Below are 20665 nucleotides of genomic sequence, written 5' to 3' on the forward strand. Positions count from 1 at the left end.
TATTAAATTGTCTTAGGCTGGGCATTTTCAAATTTTACTAAAATGTAACTTAAAAACAGGGAAACAAGTTAAAGCGGGTTCACAATTTGAACTCACTTTATGTTAACCCTTAAACAAGCTATCGCGGAATTCTTCAACCATTGTCTTTATGAAAAAAACCTTTCGTCTAAAACAATTAAATTTTACACCATAGACCTGCAGCAATTTCGCAGTTATATGGAAGCCAATGCCTTTCCTATCGAAATTAAGTTAGTCGATAAGACTTACCTCAAAGGTTATCTTAAAGTGCTGGCCTGCTGGAAACCTAAAACTATCAAACGCAAAATCGCGACGCTGAAAGCGCTTTTCAATTACCTGGAATATGAAGACCATATCCCGGTCAATCCTATGCGCAAGATTAAAATAAAGATCAAAGAGCCGCTAATGCTTCCCAAAGCGATGACTTCAGAAGAATCCTCTGCTATACTTGATCATGTTTATACCGCGATCAAAACGACCGATAAATCTAAATACCAGTATCTTGAGGCTGTAAGAAATGCAGCGGTCATCGAACTGCTGTTTGCAACCGGGGCCCGGGTTTCTGAAATAGCAGATTTAAAGCTTAACGCCCTTAACCTGGAGGCTGGTACTGTTACCATTTATGGGAAAGGAGGGAAGCAACGGATGATCCAGATCTGTAATAAGGATACTTTGGCAACCCTGTCAGTATACTGTGAACTATTTAAAAACAAAATCGAGGCGGCCGACAGCTTTTTGTTGATCAACAGGCTGGATAAGAAACTGTCGGACCAATCGATCCGGTTTCTAACCAAAAGCCTTGCTGTGTCCACTAAAAGCAGCAAGAAAGTAACACCACATGTATTCCGGCACACATTTGCCACTTTGCTACTTGAAAACGATGTGGATATTAAATACATCCAGGCACTTCTTGGTCATAGCTCCATTATGACCACGCAGATCTACACCCAGGTCAACTTAGAAAAGCAAAAACAGATTCTTACTGAAAAACATCCGCGGATGGGCTATTCTATGGCGCTGGAGTAGGGTCGAATGCAGGATAACTGAATATTATCTATGGACTTTCATGAACGGGGCTCAAATGTTTCTCTGCATCTCAATAATCTTAGCCTATTAGAAGATGTTAGTTCAATCAATTATGAACACATTCAGTTTTTCAACCATGAAACGTTGGGTAAGGTATTATTGCTCGACGGCGAGTTACAGCATATAGAGGCATGGGCCCCTTTGTATCATGAAACAGTGGTTCATTTACCTTGCGCTTTTATAAAAGAAGTCTCAGATGTACTCATATTAGGTGGGGGTGATTTTTTCGCAGCAAAAGAAATTCTAAAATATTCTACGGTCAAAAAAGTCACGATGGTTGATTTCGATCAAGCCGTGGTCGATTTAATGGTAAGACACTACACCCATGCAAAAGATGTATTGTGTGATCCGAGATTTGAATTAAAAATCAATGATGCTTTTGTTGAACTGAATAACACAACTCAAAAATTTGATTTGATAATTAATGATGCTGTTGATTTGGCTAACCATCCGGGAATTGATAATAAAGGAATATTTCAATTGCTAAGTAAATATTTAAAAAAGGATGGGGTTTGCGCTGATTTGATCTACAGGCATATTTTTGAAAAAGACACTACAAACAAAACAATAGCGCTGATAAATGAGAACGGGCTAAAATCTGCATTTTCGCTGGTAACAGTTCCCGAATATCCCGGAATATTGCACTTGTTGGCTATCTGGGGATTAAACGAAAATATCAATCAGTCGTTGGGGACCGCTATAAATTTAGATCAACAAGAGTGGATCAAGAATTCAAAAAAAACTTGCGAGTATTTTGACCCTCGATTTTTATCTTTCTACTTATACCTACCACCTTATCTTAAAAGAATTACGAATGGAAGCAGTAATTTTTAACAGGGCATGTTGGATTTTCGATTTATGTGCAGACGACATAGTTAAAGAGCTAGAACTTATGCTTATTCAAGCAGAATTCTCTATTCTAAATTCCACGGATCATGTATTTTCACCTCAAGGTTACACCAAGATTTGGCTTTTAGCAGAAAGTCACTTTGCTATTCACACTTTTCCAGAACAAAACGCTTTTTATTTAGAATTAAGCAGCTGCATAGAGTCCAAAGCAAAATTCTTTTGGATTAAGTTTCAGAAATGGACGGAAAAATATAACGTGACTTATAAATTATTTCCGACACACATAAATAGGGGGTTAATTAAATAATAAATTGCCTTTTAAAACTTAAAGCGTCACTTGGATTATCAATGTCATCAAAATAAACCTGCGCCTTATCCCAGGCTTTTGAACTAATAATTTGATCAACACAATCTTTCTTTTCGTGCGCATCACTAATATAACCGTATTGAACCAGATATTGATGCTTCTTAGACTCTGTAACGGCCCAGGGCGAACCTAAAAGACATGTAACAGCTTTATGGCCTTTATTTATTAATTTGATACCATTGATTTGTAAATACCAAAGATTTTGTTGTCCGCTAAAATCCATTTTGATTCCCGCATTCAGCGCAATGCCTTTAGCTATTGTAGAATGCTGGCTTGGACATCTGGATACTTTTCCTGAAACCATCACGCGCGATCCGTGATATCCAGACGTGAAAAAATTTGGTAATTTTTTTCTAATCAGCGTCGTGGGAGCTACGCCGATAAGACCATCCCCAACGTAACCGTACCTGTGATATAAGCCCACAATTGTTTCACCGTTAAGACTTCCAACCCTCAATGCCGCATCAGCGCTCGCATAAAAATCCATTGCTTGATATTCGTCTTTTGTAATGGTACCTTCAAAATCGTATAAAGGATTCCATCTCCTTGCATTTTCAAACGGGTCGCCAGGGAAGAGTTGGGTGTAAGGTGAAAGCAATCCATCAAAATAAACAGTGTCACCTTCCATGATGCTTCCGTTATGAATCCCTCTTTTCCAAAAATCCAAAGCTCCTTCGAAAGTGTTTCTTTCATAGACTTTTGCAATTACGCCTGAAAAGGCATAAGATCCTATTGCACCAACAATTGTTTGAGCAGCAGATTCCAAGAGAGGTTGCCAAAGAAAAGTATTCGAAGTAGTCATAATATTCAGTTATCCTTTATTGAATTATCAAAATTAAACATTGACTGTGGAGATTCGATATCGATAGTACGATTGTCGAACCGATTTAACAGGAGTCCACATTGTTTCGTAAATATTCCAAAGTCGATTTTATCAGGTATGCAAGTTAAGTCAGAATATATAGGCCTGATGAAATAAAATACTCCTGGATTGTTTTGACAGTAGCGTTCCATAGAACGAAATAATTTGCCCTGAGCCGAAAGACCTCTATTGAGCTCTTTTAATTGGGGATAAATATTTTGATCTAACTGCCCATCGTTACAATGCGCGACGAAATGTCCCTTCTCGTAGCCTTCAAGCTGCGGTATGCCTTTAAAAGAACCAGCATACTGCCGCAATCTATATGCGTTTCTTTTTGAAGCATTCAATACGGATTTAGCAAAGACAAAAACCACGCGCGCCGCTCGGCTGTAAATGTCATTGCTGTAATCGTCAGTACAGTCAAAGTAGAGCATGTAGTTTCGGTTTATATTATCATTAAAATGCCGCACATCGGCATTCTCGAACTGAGATTCGTAATGCTCAGTCAAGTAAACAGATAACTCTTTACGTAAGTAAATAACTACCTCGTCATAGTCTGTGCTCGGTAGTTCGGATAAGATGCGGTAATATTCATTCACGGGTGGCTAGGTTTTTCTAACCGAATATACATTTTTTTTACAACTCCCTCCATCAATTCAGGATAACTACTAATTATCTTTTATTGGTAGATACCCTAATTAACAGCTATGAATTAAAATTTTTTCTTGTCGAAGAGTGTTTCGGGATTATAACTTCATAATTAAAAACGCTTATAGGTTGGATTTCAAGGGCAATGCAAACAGCAATTAGTCCGCTCACGGACATGTTATTTTTGCCCCTAACAATTCTATAAACCTGGCTATAGCTAAATCCGGTTCGATCTACAATATCTTCTAAAGTTTTTTTTCATTAGAGGTTAACCCCAAAATATACCAAATTACTATTTTTTCTTCCGCCTACTTCTTTCCTTTTCTTCTTCTCTTAGCCGTTCCTGTACTTCCGGACTATTCAATTCAAGATGGCCGAATAACTCTGTAAAATGTGTTCCGGGCTCAACATTGGTTGCTAATTCAATCAACAATAATTCATGACCCCCGATTATTGAAGTGGTTTTTGAGGATAAATCTTTAAGTCTTTTTACTGTAATGCCAGTTTTATGCGAAATTGTATTTATCGTATAATCTTCGAGTGAATTTATCAGTCTACCAAAAGATGTCGTAAGCAACGAGGACGTTTTGGTATCTGGTTTTTTAGTGTTCTGAAGTTTGATTTTCGGAAAAATTAGTAAAAGAAAATCTTTCAAAGATTCTTTTGCGATAAGCGATAGCAGATAGATTCTTTCAGCAGGAATAGGTCTTGTTCTGCCATTTTTATAAGCACTTATATCAGATGTAGGAATTCCTGTCTTTGCAAATATATCAATACCTGCAATGTTGTTTTTTGTTATATACTCCCCGAGTGAATTTTCCGACACGTTACTATTTTAAACCTTAAATTAATGTCTACTAAAGTATTCATGTTAGGTATCAAAGGCAACGAGAATGGAATTACTTGTATAAAGTGTAAATAATTTGCTTTTTATGCGAGTAAAAATTATATTTGTATATAATAATAATGAATTGACAAGAATTTAAAGAATTACAAAAAATAAGGTATTAATAAAGAGTCTCGCTTGCTAAATTCTGACAGTTGCAAATGAACGGGACAATAGGTTAATGCCCATGACAATATTTGTGTATTTTTGTACACTCCATAGCGTTGTGGGCTCTATTGTAAACCCGTTTCAAAGGCCGTCAGAAGCCTAGCAAGGCGGTATTAGAGCCCTCGCTATGGTGCTCTTTCCGCAAGAGGCTCATTATATTCAAAATAATGAGCATAAACCAAACCCATACCACCAATCCAAAATCTCTTCCTTTCACAGGAACCGAATTTCCATGCCTGCTCAATTGCATACCATTTTCTCTCTCCCTCAAATCCTTCCTTAAAAACCTGATAAAATCGCCCACCTAAAAACCCGGGCCACGGCAACCCACCGATCAGCTAATAGTTAAGTCAATTCGTTTGGTTGCCGTTTCCCTCTTTATTGTTTTCCACCGCAGCCCCCACAGGCCCAAACATTAACCAAAACCAGAAAATAAAATAAAAGCACCATGAGCGCCATTGTTATCGACCTCAAAGACTTCGAAGTACGGACACCCGAACAAAACGTCCGCATCTTCCTGTCTTTATATGACCCCGAAACCCTTTACGCCATGCTCATGGAAGTATTTATCAGCTGCACAAAAAACAATCCGAAAGAGGAACTAAGGCCCGATCCCGGGACCGTCCGCATCGCAAACCTGTTCGACCATGTCATCGCCCTGACCACCGCACTCCACCAGCTCCGGGAACAAACCACCGGCACCTGCGTCATTTGCGGCAGGAGCAGGGCAGGAGCGGACCCCGCAGGCTAAGCGGCAACAGGTTTAATTATTTACGCATAATACCCATTAAAATGAGGCTTAAAACACTCGTCCTGCTACTGCTGTGCCCAATATTCAGCAACAGCACACCCCTCAAAAACCTCCGCATCGGCGACAAAGTCCCTGACGCACAGGTCAGCTCCGTCATCAATGCCGCCGCAAGCGCCATCCGGCTATCGGACTACCAGGGCAAACTCCTGATCCTGGATTTCTGGGCCACCTCCTGCGGCAGCTGCGTGGGCGCCCTGCCCAGGCTCGACAGCCTGCAGCAGCAGTTCGGCAACCAGGTCGCCATCATCGGCGTCTCCTATGAAAAGGCAGCCGTCGTCCGCGCCTTCCTCAGCCGCAGCCCCATCGGCAAAGCGCTGCGCCTGCCCGTCGTCACCGATGACGTGTTCCTGGCCGAACTCTTCCCGCACCGGTACATCTCCCACGAAGTATGGATCGATCAAAGGGGCGTCGTTGCCGCCATCACCGGCCCCGAATATGTCGACGAACGCAACATCAGCGCCTTCCTGCAACACCAGGATCCCGGCCTCCCCGTCAAAAATGACATCGCCGATTACGATTACCACCAGTCGCTGGCAGACAGCAACGCCCGCTATTACAGCGTGCTGTCGCCCTATAAGCCCGGGGTGTTGGCGAGGATCGGCTTTGAGCCGGATAGTGTGGCTGCTGCCACGCGGCTGTATGTGATCAACTCCTCTGTTTTGCAGCTGTACCTGTTTGCCCTGAAGCTGCCGGGCAATTTGCCGGTTTCCCGCATGCGGGTTCTTGTCAGGGATTCCGCGCGGGTTTTTGTTCCGCGCGGCACTTATACGGAGGCCTGGAACCGGCAAAATGCCTTTTGCTATGAGTCCCGCCTGCCTGGGCCGTTGACCAGGGAACAGGGCAGGCAGGCGCTGCTGGCCGACCTGGGGCGCTACTTTCACCTTAACGGCCGCATCGCCATAGAGGAGGCCACCTGTCTTGTCTTACAGCGGATCCCCGGGACAAAGCTCCCCGAAAGCAGCGGCGGCATCCCCGAAAACACCCTGCACAGCAATGACCCGGTCAGGGTACTGGCGAACGGTTCGCTTGCTGAACTGACCTGGGAACTAGAACACCAGCCGGGCGGCCTGCCCGTACTTGACGAAACAGGCTATAAAGGTCTGGTAACCATACGCCTGGCTATCGCTGACTTAAGCAATACTGCGGCACTCAATACGGCGCTGCGTCCTTACGGGCTGGTGCTGCAAACGCTCAGGCGCAGGGTGAGGCTGTTTGTGCTGGAGGATACGGCGCTGGTTCAAACTATTAATTATTAACTATTCAAATCATCTTAACCGACAACCATGAAAAAATTTATACGATACTATTATTTCCCGGTGCTGCTGGCCTGCCTGCTGCTGGGGTTTTTACCCGGTGTTGCGCAGGTCAGGCCAATTATTACCGGCAGGGTGCTCAGCCGTGACAGCCTGCCGCTGACGGGCGCTACTGTGCGTTGTGGCAGTGTTGCTGCCGTGACCGGTACGAACGGTAAATTTACATTGATGGCATTGTCTGCCGATTCCGCGCGGCTGGAGGTATCCTATATCGGTTACCGCAGGCGGCATATTACTGTTAGGCCGGGGATTCCGGTGACCATCGTGCTCGATCCTGAGGGGAACGTTTTGCAGGAGGTCGTCGTCTCCACCGGCTACCAGGAGATCCCGCAGGAAAGGGCGACGGGGGCCTTTGACCGGATCAATGCGGAGTTGTTTAACCGGGGTGTGGGCGCGGATGTCCTGTCCCGGCTCGACGGCATCACCACTTCCACGCTGTTCGATAAGCGGCAGGATGGCAACCCGCTGAATGCGCTGACCATCCGGGGCGTAAGCTCGTATGACGGCGGTAATGCGCCGCTGATCGTGGTGGATAATTTTCCGTACCAGGGGGATATCAGCAATATCAATCCCAATGATGTGGCCAGTGTGACCATCCTGAAGGATGCCGCGGCGGCTTCCATCTGGGGGGTGCGCGCCGGTAACGGCGTGATCGTGATCACCACCAAAAAAGGAACGTATAACCAGCCGGTGCAGGTCAGCCTGAACAGTAATCTTACGCTCACCGCGAAGCCTGACCTGTTCTACCTGCCGCAGATGCGCAGTTCGGACTTTATCGACGTGGAAAAAGTGCTGTTCGGACAGGGATTTTATGATGGCGACCTGGGCAATACCTTTTCCCGGCCGCCGGTTTCTCCCGTGGTTGACCTGCTGGACAAGGCCCGCAGCGGCGGGATTTCTTCCTTTGCTGCAAACCAGCAGATCGATGCGCTCCGGGATGTTGACGTGCGCAATGACTATAAAAAGTATTTTTACCGCACCGGCGTCAGCCAGCAGCATGCCCTGTCGCTTTCCGGCGGCAGCAACGCTGCCAGTTACTTTTTCTCCGCAGGTTATGACAAGGACCTGGCCAGCGGCATCAACGATGGCTTCGACCGCGTAACCCTTAAAAGCAACAATACCTTCCGGCCGCTCAAACACCTGGAGGTACAGGCAGGCCTGCAATACAGCGGGACAAACACCACCGGAGAAAACAGTTTTTCGCCCTATGGCTATAGCGAGCTCTTCCCAGCAGGCAAATCCGCCATCTACCCGTATGCCCGGCTGGCGGATGCCGGCGGCAACCCGCTGGCCATCGCTAAGGACTTCAATACCGGTTTTACCGACACCACCGGCGGCGGCAAACTGCACGACTGGCAATACCGTCCCCTGCAGGAAGCCCGGCTGGCCAATAACCATACGGCCAGCCACGACCTGCTCGCCAATTTCGGGATCCGCTATACCTTCGGTTCCCATTTCAACGCCGAAGTCAAATACCAGTACGAAAACACCGCAGGCACCAACCGCCAGTATTACGATCCCGCATCCTATTATGTGCGCAACCTCATCAACGGTTACGCCCAGCCGGACGGGTCGGGCGGGTATGCTTCGCCGGTTCCTGATGGCGGCATCCTCGACCTGACGGAAAACCACCTGGAGGCGCACGACCTGCGCGGACAGCTCAATTACAACAATACCTGGGGCAAAAACGAGATCGCCGCCATTGCCGGCAGCGAGATCCGGCAGGACAATACCCTGTACAATTCCGGCCGCACCTACGGCTACAACCCGGGGCTGCTGACCTATGCCAGCGTAGACGAGGTGACGACCTTTCCTTATTACGAGGGGATCGGCCCGGATGGCACCATTCCCAATAACGCCCAGTTTGGGAATTTGCTCAACCGCTATGTCTCGTTCTATGCCAACGCTTCCTATACGTATGACCGGCGCTATACGCTGTCGGCCAGCGCGCGCAAGGATGAATCCAACCTGTTTGGCGTCAACAGCAACCGGAAGGGGGTGCCGCTGTGGTCGGCGGGCCTGGCCTGGAGCGCTTCGAATGAAGCCTGGTACCATTTTGCGGTCCTCCCGTACCTGAAGCTGCGCCTGACCTATGGCTATAGTGGTAACGTGGACAATACCCGTTCTGCGCTGACCACCATTGCCTATGTCGCTACCAATTCGTATACGCACATGCCTTATGCCAATGTGATCAACCCGCCCAACCCGGACCTGCGCTGGGAAAGGGTGGGGATGACCAACCTGGGCATCGACTTCGGTGCCAGAGGCGGGCGCATCACCGGCAGCATCGACCTGTACCTGAAAAACTCGAAGGATTTGATCAGCCCTTCGCCGGTGGATTATACCACCGGCTTTAGCACCCTGTACATCAACAATGCCGGCTTCAGGGGCAGGGGAATGGACCTCCAGCTCAACACGCAGAACCTGAAGGGCGCGCTCGGCTGGAACACGGCCTTCCTGTTCTCCTTTAACCGGAACACGGTCACGGCCTACAAGGGCAATGTATACGATGCCAGCGCTTATGTGGGCTACGGGCTGACACTGAATCCGGTGGTGGGCCGCGACCTGTACGGCCTGTACAGCTACCGCTGGGCGGGGCTGGACCCGCAGACCGGTGATCCGCGCGGTTACCTGAACGGGGCGGTGAGCAAGGACTACACCACCATGGATTACAATACGCAGGGTAGCCTGCAATATGACGGCTCCGCTGTGCCGGTCTATTATGGTGCGCTCCGGAACACCTTTACCTGGCGGGCGTTTTCGCTTTCGGCCAACATTACCTATAAGCTGGGTTATAAGTTCCGCAAGACCAGTATCAATTACACCAGCCTGTTCTACAACTGGGCGGGCAACAGCGATTATGCCAGGCGCTGGCAAAAGCCGGGTGACGAAAAAACGACGAACGTGCCTTCGATGGTCTATCCTGCGGATTATGACCGCGACCAGTTCTATACCGGTTCGGAGGCGCTCATTGGTAATGCGGGCACCATCCGGCTGCAGGACCTGCGCTTGGGCTGCCAGCTCAAACAACGCTGGCTGCCCTTTAAAGCTTTGCTGGTCTATGCCTATGCCAGCAACCTGGGCATCATCTGGCGTGCCAATAAATGGGGGATTGACCCTGACTATGGCGCGGGCATTCCCGCACCCAAAACACTGTCACTTGGCCTGAAGGCGGATTATTAACCTTAAAACCGGAACAACTATGAAACAAAAAAATAGAAGCCTTTTACGCACCGCGCTGATCATCGCAGCGGTGATCATGACCGGCAGCCTGACCTGCCAAAAATACCTTGAGGCGCGGCCCGACAAAAAACAGGTGGTGCCCGCAACCCTGCAGGACCTGCAGGCGCTGCTGGACAACGTAGCTGTCATGAACCGCAACTATCCCAATTACGGGGAGGGTGCTGCGGATAACTATTACCTTACCGCGAGTGATTTCGGTGCGCTGTCCCTGAACGAGGACCGGAACCTGTATACCTGGAAGCCGGATGGGATCATCATAACAAGCCAGTGGCTCTCGCCTTATAAGGTGGTGTATTATGCCAACCAGGTGCTGGAAAGTCTCGGCGAAAACGGGCTCGCTGCTGCTGCTGGCGGCCCGGCAATAAAAGGGGCGGCGTTCTTTTTTCGCGGTTATGCCTTTTTACAGGTGGCGGGGATCTTTTCGCCTGCCTATAACCCGGCTACGGCGGATCGGGATTTGGGTGTCCCGCTGCGGCTGACTGCGGATTTTAACCCGCGATCGGTTCGTGCCAGCAATGCGCAGACCTATAACCAGGTCGTTTCCGACCTGAGGCAGGCGGCGGCCCTGTTGCCGTTAACCAGCACTGTACCCAGCCGCCCGAACCGCGTGGCGGCTTATGCGGCACTTTCCCGTGTGCTGTTGCTGATGGGCGACTATAAAAGTGCCGGGCTGTACGCCGATTCCTGTCTTGCCGCAGGGGCAAAGCTGCTGGACTTCAACGGCCTGAAACCCACTGCTGCGAACCCGATCAGCCGCTTTAATGCGGAGGTGCTGTTTTATGCCATGGCGATCGGTGCGAATACCATGTACCCTGCGACCTGTAAGGTGGATTCTGCGCTTTACTTGTCCTATGCGGCGAACGACCTGCGCAAGACCATCTTTTTTAAAAGCAACGGTAACGGCACTTATGCCTTTAAGGGAAATTATGATGGGGTGCAAAGTGCTACGCTGTTTTCGGGGCCGGCCACTGATGAGGTTTACCTCAATGCGGCGGAATGCCAGGCGCGGCTGGGGGAGACCGGCAAGGCCATGGACCTGCTCAATACGCTGCTGAAAACCCGGTACCGGGTTGGGACTTTTGTGCCGCTTTCGGCGGGCAGCGCGGATGCGGCCCTGGTATTGGTCTTAACGGAGCGGCGAAAGGAACTGCTTTTCCGGGGGCTGCGCTGGGCGGACCTGAAGCGGCTGAATTTGGATGAGCGCTTCAGGACCACGCTGCAGCGTAATGTGGCTGGGACGGTTTATACGCTACCGCCGGGCGACCTGCGCTATCAGCTGCTGATCCCGGAGGAGGTGATCAGCCAGAGCGGGATCGCGCAAAACCCGCGGTAAAAAAATAAGGGGAGTGATGGCTCCCCTTATAAAAGATAAACAGGTGATGGTGGCTTAGTTCCGCAGGTCAACATTGGCCGACGGCGTATGGCTGGCCAAATCATCGTTGATCTCGCTGGCCAGGTCATCGGTGATCACCGGTTTTGAGCCGGTACCCACGGTAGCCTGGATGGCACACAGATTTGCGGTGCCGGTAGGGCAGGATGGTGAGGAAACCTGGGTATAGCTTGATGGTGCATCGACGTTGCCGCCATTGTAGGTGAACCAGCTGATGGTCGGGCGGTTATTGGCAGCTTTTGCGGGATTGGATCCCATGAAGGCGAAGCCAAGGCCTAAGGCTAATGCGAAAACGGATAAACTGATTTTTAGATTTTTCATGATGATGAACGCTTTATTGGATCAAAAAACATTCAGAAAAACTTTAAGTGATTTAAAAAAATGGTTTTTCCGGGGAGCATTCGCAGGCGCCCGGTACGCCTGTTTTCGGGTGTGCTGGCTTTTACGGGTGTGTCACGGCCCTCCTTTCTTTTTGTTGGATGATTATAGCGGTGATATTCAGGCAAATGAAGAGGAGGTTAAGGGCCAGGTGCACCGGCCAGGGCATCCGGCTCAGGATCCCGCCGCAGGGGCAGGGCACGTGCTGCCAGAAATGCAGCAGCGCCAGGGCAATATACCCGGAGAACAATACCAGCAGGGCCAGCGAAAGCTGCAGCCCGGCTGCCATTGTCCGGGGGAACAGCAGGAGCAGGGCGACGATCAGCTCTGCCGCCGGCAAAACATAAACCAGCACGCCGGCATCGGCGGTGGAAAATACCTGGCTGTTCAGCTGCCCGCGGAAATCGCCGAAGTTCAGCAGCTTGCTGGCGGCGGCGTATACGAACAGCAGGATCAGCAGGGAGACGGGTAATGATTTTAAGAATGTGCTCATCGGCGTTGGTTTTGATGGAACAAAGTAAAGCAGCCCGGTGAGGGCAAAACAGTAGGAAATGGGTATATACCCTTTAGGAAGCAGGTAATTATGGATCAGGATAAATCGTTTGAGTTTTTTGATACGCTTTTTTTGAGGGCGCCCTTTTATAGTTTTGAGGATTATGCGCTGAACAGAATGCCGGAAATCCTGGCACAAGGTGCATTCCGGAATGCCTTGTGGCTGGCGAGCCCGGAGTTTTACTGTGTATTGGAGAAGAAGGATTTCGACTGGAGCAGACTGGGGCGGAAAGAACAGTTTTCCTTGTATAAATATTATAACCGGATGTCTTTCCGGCCCACGCCATTTGGCGCGTTTTCTTCTTTTTCACTGGTGGAGTGGGATGAAATGGATAGGATAAAATTAGGCGCAGCGACGGACGCGGTACTTCATCTGTTGCCATCCAGGCAATGGAGGGAACAATATGAGCTGATGCGGCAAAATAAGGCAGCGGATTACCGTCTCCGGACGAACCCAACGTTAAACCGGGTAGGGAATACCTTCCGCTTTATCAAGTCGGTAACGTCGCCCACGGGTAAAGTAAAATTCCAAGTGAATGATATCAAGGCAGAAAAGCTGGATATTTATATTACAGGCCTGTGCAGACATATTGCGGTAAATAAAAGTGGCATCAGCGAAAAAATAATTGAAGCGACTGGTTGTTCTTCCGGTGATGCTCGGGAATACCTGGACTTTTTGATCAGTGAACAGGTGTTTATGACCGAATTCCACGGCAGCCTGATCGTTTCCGGTTATTGGGGAAACCCGCCGGGTGAAAAAATAAGCGATGTTGAAATGGATCCGCTTGAAAACTACTGGGGCCGGGTGGCGGAACTCTCATTAAATGTCGGTCTATGCTTACCAATGGTGTTTAATGAGTTAACCGCCTTAGATCAGGTAATGGACATTCAAACAAAGAAGTCAGTTTTTTATGCATCGCTGGAAAGAAAAGCGGCGGCCGGAGGGATAGATGAGAAAATACAAAAAGATTTGCTCGCTGCTGTGTCCCTTTTAAGGCGGATCGTCATACCTTATCCTACCCCTGCGTTAAAAGAATTTAAAGATGCCTTTAAAGTGAAATTCGAAGGGCAGCGGGTTCCGCTGCTTCTGGCACTAGATCCGGATACGGGGATTAGCTACGGCGGGTTGTATGCTTCCGCGTTGAATAATGGATTACTGGAAGATCTGTCCTTTCCCTATCATCTTTCTTCAGTAAAACAGCTGGACTGGACACCGGTTCACCGGCTGTTTTTACGGACCTGGATCAGGAATCCTCACCGGTCTTTTTATGAGCCGGTTGAAGTTAATGATGATGATCTTACAGATTTGGATGGCATACCTGCCGGTGCCCGGTTTCCCTCTTCTATACCTGTGATGTTCACGCGATCCGGAGACAAGATCATACTTGACAATTTGGGGGGAGCCACTGCGCTTTCCCTGATCGGGCGTTTTTCGTCATTCAGCCCGGAGGTTGAAGCGCTATGCAAGCAAGTTGTGAACGCGGAAAATGTGCTAAACCCCGGTGTTGTTTTTGCGGAAGTTCACCAGTTATCGGATACGCACGTGGATAATGTAAACCGCAGGACGCCGCTGTATGATCATGTGATCACCATCAATACCTTTCCCGGTGATTCCCCACAGCAGGAAATTCCTTTGAACGACCTGGTGCTCTCGATACGGGAAGATGAGCTTTGGCTGGAGTCCGGCACGCTTGGAAAGCGCATTATTCCACGACTGCCGACGGCTTATAACTTTCACCACAATGATCTCGCGATTTTTCAAATACTTTGTGACCTCCAGTTTGAAGGGTTGCAGGCTAACCTGACATTTGACCTGGAAAAACTTTTCCCTGGTTTGGACTTTTATCCAAGGGTAGCCTATAAAAATGTGGTGATCAGCCAGGCCCGGTGGCGTGTTACCGAAAAGGAGCTCAGTGAATTGTTGCTGAAACCCTTGTCTATAGGCAGGTTGCACCAGTGGCGGCAACACAGGGGGATTCCCTCATTAATTACCATGGGTCTCAGCGACCAGCAGCTTACTTTTAACCTGGTCAATGATGAAGAGTCATTGTTTTTCCTGGATTGCCTGAAGGAAAATAAAACGGTTACGCTCCGGGAATATATTCCGGCAGACCGAAAAATTACGGCACAAGGCAAAGCGCTATCCGGGCAATTCATCGCGCTTCTTAAAAATATGCACGCGGTTTACCCCTATGGGGTTGTTGCAACCCCGGTCAAATCCGCCAGCAAACTGCAGCGTGATTTTCCGCCCGGCAGTGAATGGCTGTATTTGAAGATTTATTGTACCCCTGTGTCGGCTGATAAGTTGCTTTCCAAAGTAATTGCGCCCTTTCTGAAAGCTAATGCTGAAAATATCGCTTTATGGTTTTTTATCCGCTACCAAGATCCTGAACCGCATATCCGTTTAAGGATAAAGAGCAAGCATACTGATGCAGGATTATTACTTGCTGCATTAAATAAGCATCTTGGGCGAAAACAATATAAGCACCTCGTCAGGGAAACTAAAAGTGAAACCTATCAGCGGGAGATCGAACGTTACAGCTATGAATTGATGGAAGCAGTTGAGGATTATTTTTGTGCAGGAAGTGAATTGGCAGTTACTTTCCTGAGAAACAATACTTCGCCGGCAGCCGGCAATGATTTGTCGACGTTTACGATAGTATACACGATTGCGCAGGATTTTTTGAAGGCCACCGGGGAGGTGCCGCTGTTTTTTAGGTGGCGGTCTGAAAGTTTTTTGAAGGAATTCAATGGGGAAAAGCCATTAAAGGTGAGCCTCGACAGTAAGTATCGTAAGCTCGGTAAAACATTGGAAACAGCGTTGGACAGTCCTTTAACAACGCATCTTTTGTCCGGGCCCGAAGGAAGCCTGAAGAAACTAAGGGATCGGCTATCAATAATTTCGGACCGGTCAAAACACTGGACTGCCGAACGAAGGCTTGTTTTACTGGCAGATTTGATCCATATGCAGGTTAACCGCATGTTTCCGGATAAGCAGCGGGAGCACGAGGCGCTGATCTGTTATTGCCTGTACAAATATTCGATGGCAACAGCAGCTAGGAGGAAATAAAGTTAATCTTCATTGTCTTTTTGGCTGACCAGGAAGGTTGGGTTAATCCTTCTAAAAAATTCTTCGCGGTACCCGCGGCCAATAGGTATCAGTTCTTTGTTTTCCAGTCTAATTTGTGACTGTTCTATCGCTTTAATTCGTTTCAGGTTGACGATAAAGGAACGGTGAACCCGGCAGAAATCAGTTACTGAAAGCTTTTCTTCCAGCTCAGACAAGGTGAGGTAGGTAGTGATCTTTTCGCCCGGCAAAAAGATATCGACATAGTGTAGCGACGACTGGATATATAAGATGTCGCTAACGATGATCCGGATATATTTGCCCTTCAAGTCTCCTTTGACAAAAATGAAACCTGTTTCTTTACCGGAAGGCGCGGCGGTCGATAATCTCTCCTGTACCTTATGAATACATTTCAGAAACGCAGCGTAGGAAATTGGCTTTAGCAGGTAATCGATGGCGTTTACCTGGAACGCTTCAGGCCCGAATTCTCGGTAGGAGGTGATGAACACTACGGCGGTCTTGCCGGCAACCATGTTTGCCAGCTCCAGCCCGGACACACCGGGCATATCAATGTCAAGGAAGGTAAGCCCGGGCGGATGATCGCTGGTCAAAATATCAAGGGCGGCAACGGGATCTGTGGAAGAACCTGAGAAGGACAAGCCCGGCGTGCGGTTAATATAATCGGCAATGATATCAATTGCATGGGATTCATCATCTACGATATAGGTAGTTAGGTTCATAACTGCAGCGTTAGTTCACTTTCATAAATTTCGTCCGTTTGATTGACGGCCAGTTTGTAATCCGGTCCATAAGCGTAGTTGAGCCGGATCTTTATATTTTCAATGCCGATACTTTTTATCCTTTCTACAGGCGGCTGCGGCCTTTTGTGATTAAAGGTATAAAATTTAAGTTCGCCATGGTCTTTAACGGTTAATTTGATAATTGCCTGCTTTTTGCTCAAATCGCCATGTTTGAAAAGGTTTTCTGTTAGGGTCATCAATACCAGCGGAATGATCTTATGTTCAGCAAGGCCTCCTTCTGTAAGATAGGAAATGTCGAGCGGATAGATCAAATTTTCAATTTGTTCGGCTTCTTTTTCCAGGTTGATTTTACCATCGGCATCGGTTTCCTCCAATGAATAGCGCATGATGTCAGAAAGCAATATGATATTTTCCGCTGCTTCACGTGAAAGCTTGTAAACGCTGCTGTGAATAAAGTTGAGGGAATTAAAAAGCAGATGGGGATTGATCTGTTGCTGCAGGTAGGCATTTTGCGACCTGGCTAATTTAATTTCAAGGTCGGCTGTTTCCCTGGCATTCTTTAGGCTTTTTATTTCAGCAGCATCTGCTTTTTTCTGATAATTGTTTATATTATTAATTGCCCAATATAAAGTTCCAAATGCGGCAAAATATATAATTCTTAGTAAATCCAGCATGGCCATTGCCTTTATACCCTCAAGTTTTAAACCCCGAATAGCAGAAAAGTTAGTAAACTTTAAATCCGCTATCATTTTAATAATTAAAAACAAAACGATTTCTGAGAGTAAAAAAACGATCAGCTTAACGAAGTTCGGTCTTGGTATACTTAGTGTTAGTGTAAGTATCCAAACCTGGCAATAAAACAATCCAACATTACAGCCATAGTAAAACAAATATATGGGCAGTGATGGCAGTCTCTTTGTCATATAATAGAGTGAAAACAATTCATAAACCATATATAAAATCCAAAAAATGGAATGATTAACAATTACTCTCAAATTCATACGACGTCCAAAATCTTTTATAAAATTCATAAATAAGAAATTTAGTGTATCTGATCGTGCTGTTTAGGTAAGAAATTCTCTTTCAAAAATTTAATACGATAATATAGTAAAAATTATATAACATGAAAAATTTAAAGCTTTCTAAAACTTCTGTCAATTCGCTTTACTGTTTAAAGGGATTTAATTATTTGCCAACGGAAACCACCACCACAGTGACCTCGCAAGGTGATCCTACAAACACATGTACGACATTGTTAACAACTACCCACTATGCACCAAGGTAACTCCTGTAATTAAATTCAACGATTTTGCTTATTAACGAGTTATCGGCCGGAGAAGAAATTTTGGACACGTTTGCAAGGGCGGGTATGGGCGAAATTATGCAACCACCCGAAGTGGTAAGTCAGCAAATCAACGATTTTAAAAGTTTATGCGCCAAAGCCCGGGAAGCCTGGGCTTTGGCTGTTTTTTCCGGCGCCGGCCGCCCATCGCTGGAACGGTATTTTACCTATCACCTACAGCTATTATCCGACCTTTTGGGCAAAGTGAACGCTATGCCGGTTTACACTTTTGAAGCTTGCGATTGTTCGCCGCAGGAAACATCAAACGAGATACTTCAAAAAGAGTTAAATGATTTGACTGGGCATCTGTTGCATTTTTTCAGGGGCTACCCGGACAAAACCATTCCCGCACCGCTAATTTACATTCGTAAGCAGGTTAAGACATTAGCGGCCGATATAGCAAGTATCATGCAGTCTTTGACGTTGAGCGCTTTACCTGGTCCGCTACATTCTGTTGTTGCTACCTACCTGAAGGAAATGAGCAGCCCCCTGTTGGCATGCACTTTCGGGGAGCTGCTGTATTTTGAAAAGTTTATCGTTGGGATGAAGGGGCGGCTGGAGACAGTCAGCTCCTTTGTCGACGGGCTCATTGACCTGGAATTCAACCACGTGGAAATACTTAGTTGGCTCCATGAAGAAACCATGCGCTCCATGACGCATATGCCTGTCGAAACAAAAATTGCGGCAATTAAAAAAAAGGCGGGATTATTGCACCGATGTCACGTGGGGAATAAAGAAGTTTATGATCGCTTCCTGCCACCGCTGACGCAAATGCTCGCCAATTGGCTGGACGAAGAAGAAAAAGCATTTAAATTTTCAAATCCCGAACAAATACCGGTTTGTTATCCTGTCCTGGAAAAAATGGGTCTCAGTTTACCGGTTGCGCACCTGGCTTGCCTGGTTAGGTTGTTTGTTAAGGAAAACCTTACGGGCGCAACGCCGCTAACCGAAATTTTCAAATTCGTTTGTATGGCATTCAGCACCAAACGGGCGGAGTCACTTTCCATCGGCGGGATGAGTAAAGCCTATTACAGCATCAGCCAGGTTACCGCCGCCGAGGTAAAGCATTTGCTTGCAAAAATGATTAATCGCATTAACCATGACTATTTCCCGGCATTGGCTGCAATAAGTGTACTAATTTATGCCTGCTGAGAAATGTGACCAGTTCTCCCAGCCAACGATAACTAAAACCTTCCTTTTTTAACAGGTCTGCACGGCCTGCTGCTAAAACATCAGCGATTGTCTTAAACCCCATTTTTTCGCTTGATTCAACGAATTCGGGACTGAACCCCAAGGTTCCGATGGGTTGGTTGATGATCGGTTGTTCTTCCATAACTGCCTCTTTTGCCTGTTTGTTAAATATACGAATTAGGCATGTATGCGTCAATAAAAAAGATGTATTAGACGGATTTTCGGCATGTGATTGCTGTGAAAGATTACCCGTTTATGAATGCTTTCGGCGCCAGGGTGCGCGAATTGCGCCTTAAGCGAAACTGGTCCCAGGAGCAGTTAGGGCATCGTGCACAAATTACTTTGTCCCAGGTAGCCAGGATAGAGCATGGTAAAACCAATCCGACGATCTGCACCGTAAGGGTTTTGGCAGTGGCATTGGAGATGCCTGTGGGCGAGCTGATGACTTTTTAAAGCAATTTTGGGGACTGCTTTTCTGAAAAAAATGAAACGTGTGGAATTTTATACCTGCACACAAATTATTGACTGTTAAACCAGGCTGTAATGCCGCTGTTTTAAATTTATGCTTACCTGCCTTATCCGTCATACGCGTATTTTCACCCGGCCAATGTGCCAACGGGTGATTTATTCAATCATTTACCGTTAAAAGACCCGTTGCATTTGATGAAAAAAGTTTCTATTTTGCCGCCATGTTGTTTTATATTTAATATAATATCGCATCATGTAAAATATATGACTTTAACTTATGTTTAATTAACTTTTGAATAATATATGTCCCGGTGAAGATACCTGGATGTAAATTGAAATATAAACATCGCCTTCCGCACGGGTAAATCTGGTAAATTTTATGGCACGGAAGTACAACAGACCGCTAATACGCAGGCCTGTCGTGCTGTGCCCGGCCCAACCAGAGCCTATACCGTGCAGCATCGGACGGCCTGCGTATCGGCGTGTAATAAAATATTAATTATACGCTATGAAAACCATCACCAGGCGTTATTTTAACGCATATCTGACCCAACCAACTGTCGTTATCAAAACTGAAGCGCAACGAGTTAAGGGATATAGTAGCCTCATTTTTTATTTTAGGAAAGGGTTCCACTTTTACTTCAGTTCAGGAATTTTTCATTAACAAATGTAGTTATGATTAAAGCAGAAAAAAACGACCGTCCATTGGTTGTGGATTTACTTGCCCGTTCATTTGAAGGCAATCAAAGTGTGAATTATATCGTCCGCCAGGACGGGCGGCGAGTAGAACGTATCCGGTCACTGATGGAATATTCCTTTGACGTTTGTTACCTTTTCGGCGAGGTTTGGTTATCGGAAAATAAAAAGGCCTGTGCCTTAATCTTATTCCCACAAAGGAAGCGTACGTCGCTGCGGTCCGTTTGGCTGGATGTTAAATTAATTTATCGGGCGATCGGCTTAAGTAGGATAAGGCAGGCGCTTAAAAGAGAGGGAAATGTAAAAAAGCTTCAGCCTAAAGTAGCTATGACTTATCTGTGGTTTATCGGGGTTGATACTGACTATCAACATGCCGGTACCGGTAGTTTATTATTAAAGGAAATAATAACCGCATCCGATAGGAAGGCATTGCCGGTTTACCTTGAAACCTCAACTTTGCAAAATCTACCCTGGTACCGGCGCTTTGGCTTTGAGGTATACAACCAGCTTGAACTGGGATACACTTTATTCTTTTTAAAACACGAACCTTATACTCAAATCTAATCTGA

19 protein-coding genes are annotated in these 20665 nt (G+C 46.9%); 11 read left to right on the forward strand and 8 right to left on the reverse strand.

The window, feature by feature from the left end:
- The first annotated feature begins 99 nt into the window (after nucleotides 1-99).
- The 3 genes from KXD93_RS22395 to KXD93_RS22405 are packed head-to-tail and all read left to right on the forward strand — an operon-like array spanning nucleotide 100 to nucleotide 2260.
- Nucleotides 100-1044 (forward strand): tyrosine-type recombinase/integrase, encoded by a 945-nt coding sequence (locus KXD93_RS22395; protein ID WP_258139607.1) that lies wholly within the window; start codon nucleotides 100-102, stop codon nucleotides 1042-1044.
- A 30-nt stretch (nucleotides 1045-1074) separates the two neighbouring features.
- Nucleotides 1075-1938 (forward strand): spermine/spermidine synthase domain-containing protein, encoded by an 864-nt coding sequence (locus KXD93_RS22400; protein WP_258139608.1) that lies wholly within the window; start codon nucleotides 1075-1077, stop codon nucleotides 1936-1938.
- Nucleotides 1919-2260: an S-adenosylmethionine decarboxylase gene (locus KXD93_RS22405; protein ID WP_258139609.1), complete on the forward strand. Its 342-nt coding sequence runs from the start codon at nucleotides 1919-1921 to the stop codon at nucleotides 2258-2260. Before KXD93_RS22400 ends, KXD93_RS22405 begins: the two co-directional genes overlap by 20 nt.
- Here KXD93_RS22405 and KXD93_RS22410 read toward each other — a convergent pair.
- The 4 genes from KXD93_RS22410 to KXD93_RS22425 all read right to left on the reverse strand — a co-directional run bounded on the left by KXD93_RS22410 (nucleotide 2253) and on the right by KXD93_RS22425 (nucleotide 4656).
- A complete protein-coding gene (locus KXD93_RS22410; protein ID WP_258139610.1) occupies nucleotides 2253-3122 on the reverse strand; it encodes a hypothetical protein in 870 nt (289 codons plus the stop codon). The genes KXD93_RS22405 and KXD93_RS22410 overlap by 8 nt on opposite strands.
- A gap of 5 nt (nucleotides 3123-3127) precedes the next feature.
- Nucleotides 3128-3781 carry a DNA/RNA non-specific endonuclease gene (locus KXD93_RS22415; RefSeq protein ID WP_258139611.1) on the reverse strand — a complete coding sequence of 218 codons (654 nt, stop codon included), beginning with the start codon at nucleotides 3779-3781 and terminating at the stop codon, nucleotides 3128-3130.
- 106 nt (nucleotides 3782-3887) lie between these two features.
- Entirely contained in the window at nucleotides 3888-4070 is a 183-nt protein-coding gene (locus tag KXD93_RS22420; RefSeq protein ID WP_258139828.1) for a helix-turn-helix domain-containing protein, read from the reverse strand.
- A gap of 52 nt (nucleotides 4071-4122) precedes the next feature.
- Nucleotides 4123-4656: a hypothetical protein gene (locus tag KXD93_RS22425; protein WP_258139612.1), complete on the reverse strand. Its 534-nt coding sequence runs from the start codon at nucleotides 4654-4656 to the stop codon at nucleotides 4123-4125.
- 676 nt (nucleotides 4657-5332) lie between these two features.
- Here KXD93_RS22425 and KXD93_RS22430 point away from each other — a divergent pair.
- Genes KXD93_RS22430 through KXD93_RS22445 form a run of 4 tightly spaced genes read left to right on the forward strand, consistent with a single transcriptional unit; the run spans nucleotide 5333 to nucleotide 11584 of the window.
- A complete protein-coding gene (locus tag KXD93_RS22430; protein WP_258139613.1) occupies nucleotides 5333-5635 on the forward strand; it encodes a hypothetical protein in 303 nt (100 codons plus the stop codon).
- Nucleotides 5636-5676: 41 nt separating this feature from the next.
- On the forward strand, nucleotides 5677-6951 hold the full coding sequence (locus KXD93_RS22435; RefSeq protein WP_258139614.1) for a redoxin domain-containing protein: 1275 nt from the start codon (nucleotides 5677-5679) through the stop codon (nucleotides 6949-6951).
- 27 nt (nucleotides 6952-6978) lie between these two features.
- Complete coding sequence (locus tag KXD93_RS22440; RefSeq protein WP_258139615.1) at nucleotides 6979-10191, forward strand: SusC/RagA family TonB-linked outer membrane protein; 3213 nt, start codon at nucleotides 6979-6981, stop codon at nucleotides 10189-10191.
- 19 nt (nucleotides 10192-10210) lie between these two features.
- Nucleotides 10211-11584: a RagB/SusD family nutrient uptake outer membrane protein gene (locus KXD93_RS22445; RefSeq protein ID WP_258139616.1), complete on the forward strand. Its 1374-nt coding sequence runs from the start codon at nucleotides 10211-10213 to the stop codon at nucleotides 11582-11584.
- 54 nt (nucleotides 11585-11638) lie between these two features.
- Here KXD93_RS22445 and KXD93_RS22450 read toward each other — a convergent pair whose 3' ends face one another.
- A complete protein-coding gene (locus KXD93_RS22450; protein WP_258139617.1) occupies nucleotides 11639-11962 on the reverse strand; it encodes a DUF6520 family protein in 324 nt (107 codons plus the stop codon).
- Between the two features lie 121 nt (nucleotides 11963-12083).
- Nucleotides 12084-12512 carry a MauE/DoxX family redox-associated membrane protein gene (locus KXD93_RS30655; protein ID WP_373417371.1) on the reverse strand — a complete coding sequence of 143 codons (429 nt, stop codon included), beginning with the start codon at nucleotides 12510-12512 and terminating at the stop codon, nucleotides 12084-12086.
- Nucleotides 12513-12602: 90 nt separating this feature from the next.
- On the opposite strand from KXD93_RS30655, the gene KXD93_RS22460 reads away from it, so the two are divergent.
- Entirely contained in the window at nucleotides 12603-15641 is a 3039-nt protein-coding gene (locus KXD93_RS22460; RefSeq protein ID WP_258139619.1) for a lantibiotic dehydratase, read from the forward strand.
- A gap of 2 nt (nucleotides 15642-15643) precedes the next feature.
- Here KXD93_RS22460 and KXD93_RS22465 read toward each other — a convergent pair whose 3' ends face one another.
- Together KXD93_RS22465 and KXD93_RS22470 are read right to left on the reverse strand one after the other, a co-directional pair.
- Nucleotides 15644-16378, reverse strand: a complete 735-nt coding sequence (locus tag KXD93_RS22465; RefSeq protein ID WP_258139620.1) for a LytR/AlgR family response regulator transcription factor — start codon at nucleotides 16376-16378, stop codon at nucleotides 15644-15646.
- Complete coding sequence (locus KXD93_RS22470; protein ID WP_258139621.1) at nucleotides 16375-17148, reverse strand: sensor histidine kinase; 774 nt, start codon at nucleotides 17146-17148, stop codon at nucleotides 16375-16377. The genes KXD93_RS22465 and KXD93_RS22470 overlap by 4 nt, the downstream gene beginning before the upstream one ends.
- 560 nt (nucleotides 17149-17708) lie before the next feature.
- Here KXD93_RS22470 and KXD93_RS22475 point away from each other — a divergent pair.
- The 3 genes from KXD93_RS22475 to KXD93_RS22485 all read left to right on the forward strand — a co-directional run bounded on the left by KXD93_RS22475 (nucleotide 17709) and on the right by KXD93_RS22485 (nucleotide 20660).
- Complete coding sequence (locus tag KXD93_RS22475) at nucleotides 17709-18893, forward strand: hypothetical protein (protein ID WP_258139622.1); 1185 nt, start codon at nucleotides 17709-17711, stop codon at nucleotides 18891-18893.
- A 294-nt stretch (nucleotides 18894-19187) separates the two neighbouring features.
- A complete protein-coding gene (locus tag KXD93_RS22480; RefSeq protein ID WP_258139623.1) occupies nucleotides 19188-19385 on the forward strand; it encodes a helix-turn-helix domain-containing protein in 198 nt (65 codons plus the stop codon).
- 690 nt (nucleotides 19386-20075) lie between these two features.
- Nucleotides 20076-20660: a GNAT family N-acetyltransferase gene (locus KXD93_RS22485; RefSeq protein WP_258139624.1), complete on the forward strand. Its 585-nt coding sequence runs from the start codon at nucleotides 20076-20078 to the stop codon at nucleotides 20658-20660.
- Nucleotides 20661-20665 lie beyond the last annotated feature (5 nt).

The organism is Mucilaginibacter phenanthrenivorans, from assembly GCF_024721155.1.
Taxonomy (GTDB): Bacteria; Bacteroidota; Bacteroidia; order Sphingobacteriales; family Sphingobacteriaceae; genus Mucilaginibacter; species Mucilaginibacter phenanthrenivorans.